Here is a 14,401-nt window from a genome sequence, read left to right on the forward strand (position 1 = left end):
GCGCGGATTCCATCAGGGCGCGAGGAGCGATCACGCCACCTCATCACGACGCCGGATATATGGCCGCAACGTTTCCTTCTGCTGAACAGTCAAGTGGCTCTTGCATCGCGGGGCGGACCATATATGTGGATTGAGCGGCAACCCAGAGGATCTTGGGGTGCGTTTGGTCAATGCTCGCTCTGTTGTCAGCACTCGGACAGTCGAGGTTCGCGGAGCAATCCCGCGCCATCGCCATTGCCGCCCAATTTGCACCCAATCAGAGCCGGCAGGCTTCGCTTGATCGGTATTAAGCTCTGAGACCGTCTGCGATGACGACTGCATTGCCTGGCAATCGGACCGTCACATCAATCCGTTAATGTTTGGGCTCAGCATTCTCGAGAGCAAGCGAGCAAAGCCCATGAGTAGCAACGCCGCCAACGCTTCGGACGTGAGTCACCTGCAGCCCAGAAGCGTCCAAAGCTACATCGACGAAACACCCTTGTGGCCCGACGGCACCGGCACCCCCGGTGTGCCGATGACCCGGATGCAGTGGCGCATCTGGATTCTGGCCACGGCGGGCAAGTTCTTCGAGGGGCTGGTGGTGTTCATGACCGGCGTGGCCCTGCCGCTGATGGTGGTCGAGTTCGGACTCTCGGCGGCGGAGAAAGGCGTGGTTGGAGCGGCGACCCTGGCCGGCATCCTGATCGGCGCCTCGGCCTTGGGCGGCCTGGCCGACACCTTCGGGCGCAAGCGGATGTTCATCGTTGAGATGATCCTCTTCGTCGTCTTCCTGGTCGCCCTGAGTCTGAGTCCGAGCTTTCCCTGGCTGGTGGTCTTCTTGTTCGGCGTTGGACTGGCGCTCGGCTGTGATTATCCCACCGCGCATCTGGTGATCTCCGAGAGCATCCCGAGCAAGGATCGCGGCAAATTGGTATTGAGTGCCTTCGGCTTCCAGGCCGTCGGCGCCCTGGTAGGCACCGCGGTGGGCTACCTGATCCTGGCCAATCTGCAAGACGTCACCGCCTGGCGCTGGATGTATGCCACAGCGATCGTCCCGGCGATCTTGGTCATCATCGGTCGCCTCTCCATCTCCCGCAGCGCGCATTGGCTCCTTGAGCAGGGTCGAGTCACGGAGGCGCAGCAGGAATTGATGCGGCTGCTGGAGCGCGAGCCGAAGTATCCCAAACAGGTGCATCTTGATCGTCCGGCTGAGGAGGCCACATGCGATCAGACGTCAGGGCGCAAGCGCGGTTATGGGCAGCTCTTCACACGCAAGACCAGACGCGCGACCCTGCTCGCCTCGATCCCTTGGTTCCTTCAGGACCTGGGCACCTATGGCATCGGCATCTTCACACCGACCATCCTGGCCGCCGCACTGGGTCATCAGACCACGCACCCGCACAACCTGACGGCCATCATCCACAACGACATCCTGGCCGCGAAAGGGGCGGCGCTGCTCGATGTGCTATTAATCGTCGGCATCATCGCCGCGGTGCTCCTGACCGATAAGATCGGGCGCATCCGGCTACAAACCATCGGTTTCATCGGCTGTGCGCTGGGGCTGGCCTTGGCCGCCTTTTCGCAAGCACTCAGCGGTCCGCTGCAGATGACCTTGCTGGTCATCGGTTTCATGCTGTTCAACTTCATGACCAACATGGGGCCGAACGCGCAGACCTATCTGATCGCCGGCGAGGTCTTTCCAACCCGTATCCGTGGCAAAGGCGCGGGCTTTGCCGCTTCGTTCGCGAAGATCGGCGCCGTGACCACGGCCTTCCTGTTTCCGGTGTTGCTGGCGCAGATCGGCACCGAGACGCTGCTCGCATTCCTGGTCGGCACCTCACTGGCCGGTGCCCTGATCACCTGGCTGTTCCGCATCGAGACCGCGGGGAAGAATCTGGAGGAGCTCGAGTAGCTCGGGTAGCTCGAGAACGAGGCGGCTCAGCCGCATCCTGTGATGCGGTGATCGCCAAGGCCGCGCATCCCCTCGCTTGCGGGGGTTGCTTTGAGACCGCACTGACATGGTCAGCGATGGCCCTGGCATCGACAGCCGCGTGCTCTGAATCGCGAGGGCATCGGCGGTGCAGCGAACAGCTTGTTTAGAAGGCTGATCACGTCCAAAACGCTTAGGCGCAATGATCAATGAGCGGAGCATAAACGATGCCCAGCGTATTCTCATCCCAACGTCGGAGCCTGCTGCGCGCCTTCGGCGCACTGGGTGCGGCGGCAATCGCCGGTCCCGTGCGCGCCGATCGGTGGCGTGAGCGTCACCCGTTCACCCTTGGCGTGGCCTCCGGTTATCCGCAGCCCAACGCCATGGTCCTCTGGACCCGGTTGGCACCAGAGCCGCTGGCGCCAGACGGCGGCTTGCCCGCTGAGAACATCCCAGTGCGCTGGGAGCTTGCGCGCGACGCCGGATTCCGTGATCTGGCCGCCGCCGGTACCGTCTATGCGCAGCCGCAGTGGGCACATTCGGTCCACGTTGAGCCCTACGGACTGGAGCCTGACCACAACTACTGGTATCGCTTCCACGCCAATGGCGCCACCAGCCCGATTGGACGCACCCGCACCGCGCCGTTGCAGGATGCCGCGCTCGAGCAGCTCCGACTCGGCGTCGGCTCGTGCCAGCATTACGCACAGGGCTGGTTTGGCGCCTACCGCCATGTTGTTGCGGATCATCTCGATCTATTCCTGCATCTGGGCGATTACATCTACGAATCGAGCTGGGGCGATGACCTGGTGCGCTCGCAAGGCGTGCAGGAGCCGATCACGCTCACCGACTACCGCCGTCATTACGCGCTCTACAAGACGGACCCAGACCTGCAAGCCGCCCACGCCAGTTGCCCTTGGGCTGTCGTCTGGGATGACCATGAGGTCGAGAACGACTACGCCGGGGCGATCTCGCAGAACAATGATGATCCCGCCTGGTTCTTGCAGCGCCGCGCCGCCGCCTATCGGGCCTACTATGAGCACATGCCGCTGCCGCGCACCATGGTGCCGTTCGGGCCGTGGATGCGCCTGCACACGCGGCTGCGCTACGGCCAACTCGCCGAGCTCCATCTGCTCGACGACCGTCAGTACCGCAGCCAGCAGCCCTGCCCAAAGCCCGGGCGCGCCGGTTCTGCCATCGTCCGAGACTGCGCCGCGCGTCTCGACCCGGCTGCGACGATGCTGGGTGAGCGTCAGGAGCAGTGGCTGGCGGCCAATCTGCGCGCGTCGACGGCGCGCTGGACTCTACTCGGGCAGCAGACCCTGATGGCACAGGCCGACAGCGAGCCTGGGCCGCGCCAGGCCTTCTGGTCCGATGGTTGGGACGGCTATCCGGCGGCCCGCCAACGCTTGCTGGACGTTCTGGCCGAACCGCAGCCACGCAACCCGGTGGTGCTCGGCGGCGACGTGCACGCGTTCTGGGTGACCGAGTTGAAACGGGATTTCGATGATCCGTCTTCCGCGACCCTGGCCAGTGAATTCGTGACCACCTCGATCACCTCGCAATCCCGGCCCGAGGAGCGCATCCAGGCGGTCCTACAAGAGAATCCGCACCTCCTCTACGCCAGCGGCCGCGAGCGTGGTTACTTGCGCTTGGAGGTCACCCCCACTCTCACGCGAGCGGATCTGCGTGGGGTCTCGTCGGTGAAGGTGCGCGATCCGTCCTGCCACACCCAGGCGTCTTTCGTCGTCGAGGACGGTCGACCGGGGCCGCAGCTGGCCTAGCAGCGTAGGATGACGCCGCAGAGGGGCGGCGTTCGATGCATCTCAAGCTCTTCAGCCGAACGCAGACAACGCCGGTCTACTGCTGCGCGGAAGCAGGCCACCAAGCTGCATCATGCGTGAACTCTTCCTGATCTTTTTGCGTCTCGGACTGACGAGCTTCGGTGGACCCGTCGCTCACCTTGGCTACTTTCGCAGCGAGCTGGTCGAGCGTCGTCGCTGGCTGACGGATGCGGCCTACGCCGATCTGGTCGCGCTCTGTCAGTTCCTGCCGGGACCGGCCAGCAGTCAGGTCGTGATCGGCATCGGCTTTCTGCGCGGCGGCTACCTCGGGGCGCTGCTGGCCTCGCTCGGCTTTACGCTGCCCTCGATGCTGCTGATGATCGCCTTCGGGTACGGGCTGATCGGTCTCGGTGACCTGCCGGGCGTGACGGCGGCGGTGCATGCCTTGAAGCTGGTCGCGGTGGCGGTGGTCGCGCAGGCGATCTGGTCGATGGCCCAATCGCTCTGTCCGGATCGTCTGCGCGGGAGCCTCACGCTGGGGGCTGCGGCCTGCTTGCTGATCTGGCCAAGCGCGATGGCGCAGTTGGCGGTGATCCTGTTGGCGGCTGTGATGGGCTGGCGCCTGTGTTCACCCACACGGCCGCAGAGTGCTGATCATCTGTCGCTGCCGATGGCACGCGGCCCGGCGATCGCCCTACTCGCCACCTTTGGGGGGCTGTTGCTGCTGGCCTTGCTCCCGAGCGGTGCCTGGCCTGTCCATGGACTGGAGTTAGCCGCGGCCATGTTCCGCTCTGGCGCCCTGGTGTTTGGCGGCGGCCACGTGGTCCTGCCGCTGTTGGACGCGGAGACGGTGCGCACGGGCTGGGTCAGCCAAGAGGCCTTTCTGGCTGGCTATGGGGCAGCGCAGGCCTTGCCTGGCCCGTTGCTCACCTTTGCGGCCTTTCTCGGCACGGTCGAGGCGCCGATACCGAACGGTGCGCTTGGGGGAATACTCGCGACCCTGGCCATCTTTCTGCCCTCGGTCTTGCTGGTGCTTGGGCTGCTGCCGTTTTGGGTGTCGCTGCGCGCCAACCACGGGGTCCGCGCTGCGCTGGCGGGCATCAACGCGGCGGTTGTCGGGTTGCTGATCGCAGCCTTTTACGATCCGGTGCTGACGACCGCGGTCAGCGATGGACGGGATGCCGCTGTCGCCCTTGGGGCCTTTGCACTGCTGGTGCTCTGGCGGATACCGGCGTGGCTGCTGGTCCTCGGTGCTGGGCTTGGCGCAGTGTTGATGACTCGCTGAGTTGAAACGGTCCTCCGCCAGCAGCTTGCGCCAGCTGGGCCGTGCCCGCATGAGACCCTATCTACAGTGCCAGATCCATTATCTGGTCACCGAGCAGGGGCGCTTTGATCAGGGCTGCCCGCTGTGCGCGCGCTATCGTAGTCTGGGCTTGTCGAGCTTGAAGGTCGGACAGGCGGGGCGACTCATTTGGTGAGGATGCGCTAACGACGCTCGCCAACGGGGCCTAATCCTGTGCGCGCGAAGGGGTTGCCTGAGTGACAGGCAGAGCGCATTCCTGTTCAGAACCCTCGGCGCGACTTGCCCTCCTTCATCACCCGTTTGACCATCTTGCCGAACGCGCGGTCTTTGGTCCGACGCTCGGCAAGACTGGCGGAGTTGAAGCGGTCCTCGGCCAGCAGCTTGCGCCAGCGCTGCAGCCGCGCGGGCTCGAGCTGGCCCTGCTCGATGGCCTCACGGAGTGCGCAGCCGGGCTCGCGCTCGTGCTGGCAGTTCCCAAAGCGGCAGTGCGCCGAGAGGGCCTCAATGTCCTCGAAGGTCTCGGCGATGCCAGAGGCGGCATCTGCCAATTGCAATTCGCGCATGCCCGGGGTGTCCAGCACCAGGCAGCCGCCGGGGATCAGGTGCAGCTCACGACGGGTGGTGGTATGGCGCCCCTTGGCATCGTCTTCGCGGATGGCCTGGGTGGCGATCCCCTCAGAGCCGGCCAGGGCGTTGGTGAGGGTGGATTTGCCGACACCGGATGAGCCAAGGAAGGCGACCGTTTGGCCTGGCTGACACCAGGGCGACAGCTTGGCCTTTGGGTCGTCTCCGCGGGCGTCGAGCGCGACGACCGGGACCCGGTCGGAGACGCTGCGGGCGGCGTCGATCCAGATTGGCGGATCGGTCACCAGGTCGGCCTTGGTCAGCACCATGACCGGCGTGATTCCGGCCTCGAAGGCCAACGCGACATAGCGCTCCAGCCGGGCCAGGTTGAAGTCCTGATTGCAGGAGGTGACGATGAAGACCGTGTCGATGTTCGCGGCGATCAGTTGTACCTGCCGGTCGGTACCAGGCGCGCGACGCTTGATCAGGGTTTTTCGGGACAGGATGCGGCTTGATCGAGGCTGTGCGCGATCGAGCAGCAGCCAGTCGCCGACGGTGGCGTCGGCGCGCGGTGGGAGGGTCGCATCGATGCCGACGCCCAGGATCTGCAGGCCGCTGCGATGCACGGCGACGACGCGGGCTGGGGGCGTTGCTGAGAGGGCCTCCGCGCTGGTCTGGTGCACGAAGCAGGGTTGCCAGCCGAGTGCGACGAGCGACGCTGGATCGTGGCTGGCTGAGTCGGCGTGCTTGCTCTCGTGAAAATGGCCGAAGTCGTCGGGGCTCATGCAGATCACATCTACCAATACACGGGATGGTTCAGTGCCTCGACACAGCGCGAGGGTCCTTTGAGCGGCGTCACCGCCCGGTCTGTCAACGACTGCGCTAGCCAGCCTTCGGGCTGCTGCAGCTTGAAGGGAGCTGGTGCATCCGCCTCACTGATCGGCTTGAAGCCGACCTTGGCATAGTAGCCGGGATCGCCGTAGGTCATCGCGATATCGACGCCGGCTTTGCGCAGCACGGCTAAGCCATGGTTCAGCAGGCGTTGCCCGATGCCCTTGCCTTGCTGATCGGTGGCTACGGCAACCGGGGCGAGCACGAAGACGGTGCGCTGATCCTGTTCGTAGGTCAGCCTGGAGAAGAGGATGCCGCCGATGATGGCATCGTCTTCCTCGGCGATGAAGACGAAGCGATCCTGCTGCGCCGTGCTGGCGAGCAGATTGTGCACCAGATCGCCGATCAGGTCGCCTTCTTCCGCGCCCTCGGAGGCGGTGAAGGTGGCGCGGAACAGCTCGATGATCGCCTCTTCGCAGCCTTGAGGGTCGGTCGAAAACGGCATGCGATCCTTTCCGTTGAATGGAGCAGTGGACGCTGTCACCGTTGCGCGATGGTCATCGCATGACCCGATCGACGGGTCGTCTCGGTGAGGCCGGCCGTCGCTTTTTCGCATATCCCAGGCGGATCAGCAGCAGCGGTTGTTCGCCGGCATTTAGGCTCAGGTGAGCCGCGAGCCGCCTGCGAATCGGCTCGACCTCGCAGGGCATATTGACGTGGGCGTGCGCGATGCCAAGCGAGGTCGCGGTGAGCACGACGCGCTCGAAGCTGCGACCGACATCGACCCAATGGCGTTTGTCATTTTCCCGGGCAATGAAGAGCAGCAGCAGTGAGGACTGACGGATCGCCTTCTCCTGCCGATCGGCCTCGCCCTCTGGCTTCACCAGCCTCGTCATGATCCAACGGCCGAGCCAGCGCGGCACGGCGGGAAAACCCAATGCCGCAGCGGCGAGGCCATCCTGTCGGGTCGATACCTCACGCCGGGAAAACCGGATCCATGACACCAGCTCCGCGACGAAGGCCGGATCGTTGAACTGGGCGATGTTGGCCTGCCGGACAAAGTCGATGATCGGCTCGATGTCCGGATCGCCGACGCGGAACGGGCGTAGCTCCACGGACTCGCAGCTATTGGCCTCCAGCATCGCGGTCAGATCGGAGGCGTCGATCGCTCGCCCATCGTAGGTTCCGCGGTTCGACTGGCGCTCGGGAATGGCACGGAACAAGGCGTCGGTGTTCTCATCGGCGCCCTCCGACAGCCGAACCCGCAGACAGGGCTCCGGTTCATCGGCGGGGAAAGACTCGACGCTGGCGGCAAGCCCCTGATGCGCGGCTGCAACGAGAAGATTCTCGAGCGCACAGCCGAGGCTGATGTACAGCGCGTGATCGTCTGGGTCGACGACCGGCAGGCGACGGGTCAGGTCGGGGAAGATCCGGATGCTGTCCTGACTCACCGAGAACTGCCACGGCTGCGTGTTGTGACCGGAGGGTGCGCGCACCGCGAAGGGGATCAGTTGCTCGGCAATGGAGTCCATGGCGCACCCTCGGGATATCATGAGTGAGGTGAACGACGGTCTACCGATCACGCTGATGGCGATCGGAACGGGGAACAAGATCGCGCATGAACATTTTGCGCGCGGACGCTGGCCCATGCGACCCATCCGGGCTTTATCATCCCCACCGCGATGAAGATCGGCAACCTCTATGGCATCCCCGAATACGCCCAATTCTTTCGCGCACGCCTCACCCGGGTTGAGTCCTGATCATGGGCTGAGGTCCAGCGCGGTCCGTTCTATCCGGAGCGCATGCCGCTGGTTCCGTGTCGGCCCTCCCAGGACGGCTCCGGGCACCTGGCAGCGCAGTTCGACAGGGTCATGGCCTGAGCATGACCCGGTAGCGCTCGGTGAAGGACGGGGCCGAGTCTCGGATCTCGAGGGTCCTCGACCGCGAGCAGGACACCCCTGACGGCAGGACTGGAGGTCACGATTGACGCTTTCACATTCCGGCTGCTCGACCAAGCGCTGTTCCTGCTGCACGCGGCCCTGGTGCTGTTCATCCTCACCGGCTGGATGTGGCCAGGCACCCGGCGCCTGCACCTGCTCCTGGTTGTGCTCACGCTCGGCGCTTGGGTCGGGCTTGGTGCCTGGTACGGCTGGGGCTACTGCCCGCTGACCGACTGGCATTGGCAGGTCAAAGCCGCCCTCGGCGAGACCGCATTGCCGGCGTCGTACATCAAGTACTACGTCGACGCGCTGACGGGGAAGCCCTGGAATCCGATGCTCATCGACGTTTGGGTCGTCGGCTTGGCGCTGACGGCGCTGGTCGTGTCAGCGGTGTTGAACTGGCGCGACTGGCGGCAGCAGCGAGACCGGGACTGCGAAACAACGACAGGGTGTCACGATCGAGACAAGTAGGACTGAGCGGCGCTTGCAAGCACGGCCACGCGCGGCTCGCGCTCACAGCGTCGCGACGAAGCCGATAACGGCCTCTGTTGCTTGATCCAGGTTCTGCTCCCGGGTGCGGCCGGATTGCCGGCGCGGCTTGAAGCTGTGGTCCCCGTCCTCGATCCAGCCCAGTCGAATCGCCGGGGCGAGCGCATAGCCGGCGACCTCGTCCGGCGTGCCGAAGGGATCGCGGGTGCCCTGACAGATGAGCGTTGGCGTGCACAAGCCACGCAGGTGCTCAGTGCGCAGCCGATCCGGTTTTCCCGGCGGATGGAACGGGTAGCCGAGGCAGACCAGTCCAGCGGCGCCACGCTCGTCGGCGATCAGACTTGCCATGCGCCCACCCAGGGATTTGCCGCCGATCAGCAGGCGTCGAGCGTTGGTACCCGCAGCAAGCGCCTGGTCGATGACCCGATTCCAGCGCTCCAGCAGCACCGGCTCCCGGTTTGGCGGTGTGCGCCTGCCGGTGCGCCGGATCTCGGCCATGTACGGGAACTCGAAGCGGATCACCCGCATCCCGGCTTGGCCCAGCGCACTGGCGATCTGTGTCATGAAGGGTGAATCCATGCCCTGCCCCGCACCATGGGCCAAGACCAGGGTCCAGTGCGCATCCGGCGGCCCGTCGGTCAACGAATCGAGCCCATTTGCGGGGTTGTCAGACATCGCGTGGCGGCCTCATGATCAGTGAACCAGCGCATTTGCAGCATCAACCCGCAACAGCAGTCGGCAAGGCGATGAAGGCAATCGAGATCCGAGCGAACCTCAATCCGGTTTCGCGGGCGTTGTTGCTCGCGATGGGTTGATCCTGGCACGCAGCCCAACACACGCGTCCCATGCTTCGCGTGGCCATTCTCTCCGATACCCACGGCTGCCTGGACGCGCGGGTGGAGGCCTTGGTGGCAACCTGCGACCTGGCGGTTCACGGCGGCGACATCGGCAACGCGGAGGTCTTGCAACGCCTACGGCCGCGTCAGGGACGGGTCATCGCCGTCATCGGAAACAACGACCTTCCACGCAAGTGGCCGCAGGAGCAAGCGCAGGTCCTGGATGGCCTGCGAGAGCACGAGGACCTGATGCTACCCGGTGGGACACTGGCGGTCATCCACGGCCACCAGCTCGCCGCCTGGAATCGCCATCAGCGTCTGCGCCGCCGCTTCCCGCAGGCCCGCGCCATTGTCTATGGGCATAGCCACCGTCTGCTCGCCGATCGCGATGCAGAGCCCTGGGTGCTCAATCCCGGCGCTGCGGGCCGGGCGCGGACCTTTGGCGGACCCTCCTGCATCGTGCTCGACGCCGCTGAGCATCGCTGGTCACTGCGCATCGAGCGCTTCGAACCCTTGAAATGCCACGGACGCTCGCCCTGAAGCCGCCCTGTTGTTGATTGTTGCTGTCCCTCACACGATGGCCACGCAGGACGCTGGCTGAAGTCGCTCCACTTTGGAGCAAGCAACCTCTTGGAGACTGTGCATGCGAATCCCTGTCCCGATCATCTCCGTTGTCGTTTCAACAGCAGCGCTACTCGCTTGCGGGCAGCCACAGCCACCTAAGGATGTTGATCCAAGGGTGGGCCGCGACTGCTTCGCGTCGCATGAGCCCTCTCTGCCGCCTGGCAGCCAGTATGAGGGGATCGCCGAGGCCTCCGATAACCGCATCACCATCCGTGCGATGACCGGCACTCAGGTGGAAAGGTTCGATTGCTCACTGGGACCAGACGGCACGGTGACCCAGAGCAGCGACTGAGCTTGAGGTCGTCGCCGAACCCATTGTTCCCGTGCTGAGCGTCACCGTGGCGCCACGACCGCCTCAGGCTGAAGGCGACCAAATCCCGGCGGCGGACGACGATGCTGGGTCACTTGCTCATAGGCGTAGGCATATTGGAACAGCTTGTGCTCATCGAACGGCCGCGCCAGCAGTTGCAGGCCCAGCGGCAAGCCGCTGTCGGTGAAGCCCATCGGCACCGTGATGGCCGGTTGCCCGGTATGGGGCGCGATCACCGGGCTGTTGTTGCCGTGGGGACTGTCGCTGTCGCCGATGAGGCGCGGCGGATGGCTCCAACTGGGGTAGATGATCGCGCCGATCTGGTGTTCATCCATCGCGGCGAGGACGGCCTCGAGCAAGGCCTTGCGTCGCGGGTCGCCTTGCACGTCGACGCAGGGCGGCTGCTGTGAATGAGGGTCTGCGTCGACCGCCATGGCCCACTGCATCGCTCCGGCGCTCTGGGGCAAGAATTGGATGCTCGCCACCACCTCATCCAGTGAGCGGATCGGCGCGTCTGGCCCCAGGGTTTGACATCAGCGCTGTCACGCGTTTATCGATGAGGTAGACCTGACCGTCGATCTCCTCGCAGCGCAGGGGCTCGAGTCGCTCACCGGAGCAGAGCACGCTCAAGGATTCGCCGGAGGTTGGATCGAAGGCAATGCCATGCATGGAGCAGCGCAGGTGCCCTTGCTGTTCATCGAAGACGGCGTCGTGGACGCAGTCCAGGCGCCGCACCATGTGCACGCATTGGTTCAGGTAGGCGTAGACCTGGCCGGCGTAGCGCAGCACGATGGCGGTCTGCGGGTGCTTCTTGAACAGCAAGGGGATGATGCGATGCTGGCGATCCGCCAGTTCAGCGCTGTCACAGACCAGCAGCTTGCGTCGCTCGCGCGCTGTCGTGTTGAGGGTCGATACCGTGTTCATCGCTCAGTCACCTGGCTCACTCGGCCCTGCTTCGCCTGTGCGGGGTCATAATGCCGGCGCCAAGCCCTGCCGTTCTGTTTTGCTCTGTTCTGTTCGACAGCCTGCTGCGTAGCGACCTCCTGCTGCGGTTCCGTTTCCCGATCCAGCTCCAGCGCATCGGCAAGCACCTGCGCCAGATGGCGAGGGTGTTGCGCCGTATGGGCGCGGATCTGCTGCCGACAGGAGAAACCATTGGCGATGACGGGCGCGCTCGGGTTGGCGCGCAGTTGCGGCAGCAAGGCCAGCTCGGCCATCTGTCGGGACAGGTCGGCGTGTTCCTGCTCCAGGCCGAAGGTGCCGGCCATGCCGCAGCAGCCGGCATCGATGATCTCCGGCGTCAGCCCTGGTAACACCTTCAACACCTTGCGCATCGACTTCATCGCGCCCACTGCCTTCTGGTGACAATGGCCGTGCACCAACGTGGTGCTGCTGTCGTGCGCTTGCCGATCAGCGAAAGGGAGCTTGAGGCGCTTGGCCATGAGCTCTTTGGCCAAGAACTCCTCCAGCAACAGGCTACGCTCGGCCAGGACCCGCGCTGCGTCACCAAACCCGAGCGCGAGGTGGTCGTCGCGCAGGCTCAACAGGCAGGAGGGTTCGAGTCCGATGATCCAATGCCCGGCGCGGGCATGGGGCAGCAGCGCGCTCAGCAGGCGCCTGGCCTCATCAGCCGCCTGTTGCACCAGGCCTTGAGCCAGAAAGGTACGCCCGCAGCACAGCGGGCGTCTCGGGTTCGGGTCCGATTCGGCAGGCTCGACAATGTGGACGCGGTAGCCGGCGGCCCTGAGCACGCGGAGTGCCGCGCGCGGGATCTCGGGCTCGAAGTGGCGGCCGAAGCAGTCGACCAGGAGCACGACCTCCGGTAACGACGGGGGCGCGGCTTCGGTCAGTGCCGATGCGGGTGCGGCGGCGGGTTCAGAGTCGGCCTCAAAGGGTGCTCGAGTGGGCTCCGGAAAGGGGACCTCGGCGGTGATGCCGAGCAAGCGCTGACCCAGCTGCGCCAGCCAAGGGTAACGGTTGTGCGCCCCGATCAGCCAGCGCACTGTGGGCCGATAGCGCGACAGCCAGTGTGGCAGTGCGGCGAAGAGGCGGGCACGCCAGCGGAGACCGTCGCGCAGCACCCGCTGCGCCAGGTATTCGCTCTTGATCAACGCCATGTCGACGTTGCTCTCGCACTCGCGCTTGCAGCCCTTGCAGGCGACGCAGAGGTCCATGGCGCGGGCGAGGGTTGGGTCGGCGAGGGCCGCATCGAGCAGGCTGGCCTCGCGTTGAACCGCATCGGCCGAGTGTGCGTCGGCCGAGCCGGTATTGAGGGCAGCCTTCAACAGCCGCACTCGACCACCGGTGGAGAGGGCCGGGTCGCCAGTGACGCGAAAACTCGGACACATGACGCCCTTGCGGGTCTCGGCCTCGCACTGGCGGCTGTTGATGCAGACCGCGACGGCCTTGGCGAAGTCGCCACCGTGGCGCGGGATGTCCGCATAGGCGTCGCCCATGCCAGCATCCTGGTAGGCGGACCAGTCCAGCGCTGTCTTCATAAAATGATCAACTCCGACCGAAAAGATGGGCAGGCGCAGCGATACCCAGTGCGTGACTAGGCGGGTGCCGGCGTTTCACAGACCTCGAGCAACAGCGGGAGGACCTCGTCGAGCCAGGCGTCGATGCGCGCGTCGGTCAGCAATGACTGCAGGTGCTGATCCAACGCCAGACCGACGAAGCGCCCATCGATGACGGCCCGCGAACGCTTGAACTCGAAGCCGCCGGTGTCGATGCCGCCGACCATCTGGGCACCGGCTTCGGAGAACAGGCAGTGCAGGTCCATCATGGCATCGCAGAAGTGGGTCGGATATTTCTCCTGGTCACCGAGACCGAACAGGGCAATGCAGGTGCCACTGAAGTCCTTGCCGTCGAGCTGTGGCAGGAACTCCAGCCAGGCGGCCTCGTCGGTGTCGTTGGCCTTGCCTGGGAGCACGCCTTCGCCATAGGTGGGCGTACCGAGGATCAGTGCCTTGAAGGCCAGCAGGTCATCGGCGCTGGCGCGATTGACGTTCAGCGGTTTGGCGACCGCGTCCTCTCCGAGGCGTGCCTTGATCGCCTTTGCGATCTTCTTCGCGATCAGTCGGGTGGTGCCGGAATCCGTTCCAAAGAAGATGCCGAGCTGACGCATGCTGCCCCCGTCGAGTGCGTGTCGCTCCGCTGGGAGCCTTGGTGAGTGTCTTGATCATCAGCCCATCGATTTGAGAAAATTCAGCAAGACTCGCGCCAATCAACGGCGTGCCGGCCGGCATCCCGAAGACGGGAGCGACCCAACGGTTCAAGTGGCTGAAGCGAAGGCGGATCCTGATCGATGGGGCAACGGCATCTCGGTTGTTGAGCGGCCAGATGTCATCGCGATCGTTAGCCGCATGTCGCCACTCAACTTACCTGAGCCTGTGGCGAAGCTGACAACGGTCTCGGTCTTGGCTGGGTCGTGACAGTGAGCACTGAGGCGCAACACCGCGCAGTGGCGTTGGCTCACTGATCGGGCTCTACGACCTCGACCATGACCTCGTTGCGGCGCAGGAAAGGCAGCGAGAACGGCGAGTTGTAGCGGGCATAGAGGGGTTCGCCGACGGGTGTCAGCCCGGCGGCACGGACCGCATCGAGCAGCTGCGTCTCATGGTTCCGATACTTGGATTCGCCCCAGCCGCCGGCGTAACGCAGCACGGCCATGAGACGACCGGGTTCTGTCACTGACCGCCCTAATGGAGCCACCCATGATCGGGTTAATGGAGCCACTCAGAGGTGGCTCACAGGGGTCTCGAACGGGGGCTATTGTTCGGCAGTTTTAGCCGAATTTGCAAGGGGTGAATGT

At 64.8% G+C, this 14,401-nt stretch carries 15 protein-coding genes; 6 read left to right on the forward strand and 9 right to left on the reverse strand.

The window, feature by feature from the left end; all coding sequences use genetic code 11:
- Positions 1–397 precede the first annotated feature (397 nt).
- The 3 genes from CKO42_RS24145 to chrA all read left to right on the forward strand — a co-directional run bounded on the left by CKO42_RS24145 (position 398) and on the right by chrA (position 4,975).
- Complete coding sequence (locus CKO42_RS24145) at positions 398–1,891, forward strand: MFS transporter (RefSeq protein WP_200250684.1); 1,494 nt, start codon at positions 398–400, stop codon at positions 1,889–1,891.
- 245 nt (positions 1,892–2,136) lie between these two features.
- Complete coding sequence (locus CKO42_RS24150) at positions 2,137–3,690, forward strand: alkaline phosphatase D family protein (protein ID WP_200250686.1); 1,554 nt, start codon at positions 2,137–2,139, stop codon at positions 3,688–3,690.
- Positions 3,691–3,802: 112 nt separating this feature from the next.
- Entirely contained in the window at positions 3,803–4,975 is a 1,173-nt protein-coding gene (gene chrA, locus CKO42_RS24155) for a chromate efflux transporter (protein ID WP_200250697.1), read from the forward strand.
- Between the two features lie 278 nt (positions 4,976–5,253).
- On the opposite strand, the gene rsgA is transcribed toward chrA, so the two are convergent.
- From rsgA to CKO42_RS24170, 3 genes are read right to left on the reverse strand one after another with little or no spacing between them, the layout of a single operon-like run.
- Positions 5,254–6,342, reverse strand: coding sequence for a ribosome small subunit-dependent GTPase A (rsgA, locus tag CKO42_RS24160; protein WP_200250707.1), 1,089 nt, complete (start codon positions 6,340–6,342; stop codon positions 5,254–5,256).
- A gap of 11 nt (positions 6,343–6,353) precedes the next feature.
- Positions 6,354–6,893 (reverse strand): GNAT family N-acetyltransferase, encoded by a 540-nt coding sequence (locus tag CKO42_RS24165; RefSeq protein ID WP_200250709.1) that lies wholly within the window; start codon positions 6,891–6,893, stop codon positions 6,354–6,356.
- A gap of 52 nt (positions 6,894–6,945) precedes the next feature.
- On the reverse strand, positions 6,946–7,920 hold the full coding sequence (locus CKO42_RS24170) for an Acg family FMN-binding oxidoreductase (protein WP_200250722.1): 975 nt from the start codon (positions 7,918–7,920) through the stop codon (positions 6,946–6,948).
- Positions 7,921–8,391: 471 nt separating this feature from the next.
- Here CKO42_RS24170 and CKO42_RS24175 point away from each other — a divergent pair, with 471 nt between their 5' ends.
- A complete protein-coding gene (locus CKO42_RS24175) occupies positions 8,392–8,799 on the forward strand; it encodes a DUF2784 domain-containing protein (protein WP_274608963.1) in 408 nt (135 codons plus the stop codon).
- Positions 8,800–8,841: 42 nt separating this feature from the next.
- Here the strand turns inward: CKO42_RS24175 and CKO42_RS24180 are convergent, their stop codons facing one another.
- Positions 8,842–9,492: an alpha/beta family hydrolase gene (locus CKO42_RS24180; protein WP_200250724.1), complete on the reverse strand. Its 651-nt coding sequence runs from the start codon at positions 9,490–9,492 to the stop codon at positions 8,842–8,844.
- A gap of 170 nt (positions 9,493–9,662) precedes the next feature.
- Here CKO42_RS24180 and CKO42_RS24185 point away from each other — a divergent pair, with 170 nt between their 5' ends.
- Together CKO42_RS24185 and CKO42_RS24190 are read left to right on the forward strand one after the other, a co-directional pair.
- On the forward strand, positions 9,663–10,193 hold the full coding sequence (locus tag CKO42_RS24185; protein WP_200250728.1) for a metallophosphoesterase family protein: 531 nt from the start codon (positions 9,663–9,665) through the stop codon (positions 10,191–10,193).
- A 103-nt stretch (positions 10,194–10,296) separates the two neighbouring features.
- Positions 10,297–10,569 (forward strand): hypothetical protein, encoded by a 273-nt coding sequence (locus tag CKO42_RS24190; protein WP_200250732.1) that lies wholly within the window; start codon positions 10,297–10,299, stop codon positions 10,567–10,569.
- A gap of 41 nt (positions 10,570–10,610) precedes the next feature.
- Here the strand turns inward: CKO42_RS24190 and CKO42_RS24195 are convergent, their stop codons facing one another.
- The 5 genes from CKO42_RS24195 to CKO42_RS24215 all read right to left on the reverse strand — a co-directional run bounded on the left by CKO42_RS24195 (position 10,611) and on the right by CKO42_RS24215 (position 14,325).
- Positions 10,611–11,072, reverse strand: coding sequence for an amidase family protein (locus CKO42_RS24195; protein WP_338034994.1), 462 nt, complete (start codon positions 11,070–11,072; stop codon positions 10,611–10,613).
- Positions 11,073–11,076: 4 nt separating this feature from the next.
- Positions 11,077–11,511: a Rieske (2Fe-2S) protein gene (locus tag CKO42_RS24200; RefSeq protein WP_200250742.1), complete on the reverse strand. Its 435-nt coding sequence runs from the start codon at positions 11,509–11,511 to the stop codon at positions 11,077–11,079.
- Positions 11,508–13,085: a (Fe-S)-binding protein gene (locus CKO42_RS24205; protein ID WP_200250744.1), complete on the reverse strand. Its 1,578-nt coding sequence runs from the start codon at positions 13,083–13,085 to the stop codon at positions 11,508–11,510. Before CKO42_RS24205 ends, CKO42_RS24200 begins: the two co-directional genes overlap by 4 nt.
- Before the next feature lie 56 nt (positions 13,086–13,141).
- Entirely contained in the window at positions 13,142–13,714 is a 573-nt protein-coding gene (locus tag CKO42_RS24210) for a flavodoxin (RefSeq protein ID WP_200250747.1), read from the reverse strand.
- Between the two features lie 347 nt (positions 13,715–14,061).
- Positions 14,062–14,325 carry a heme-binding protein gene (locus tag CKO42_RS24215; protein ID WP_338034995.1) on the reverse strand — a complete coding sequence of 88 codons (264 nt, stop codon included), beginning with the start codon at positions 14,323–14,325 and terminating at the stop codon, positions 14,062–14,064.
- Between the last annotated feature and the right edge of the window lie 76 nt (positions 14,326–14,401).

This window comes from Lamprobacter modestohalophilus, from assembly GCF_016583905.1.
Classification (GTDB): domain Bacteria; phylum Pseudomonadota; class Gammaproteobacteria; order Chromatiales; family Chromatiaceae; genus Lamprobacter; species Lamprobacter modestohalophilus.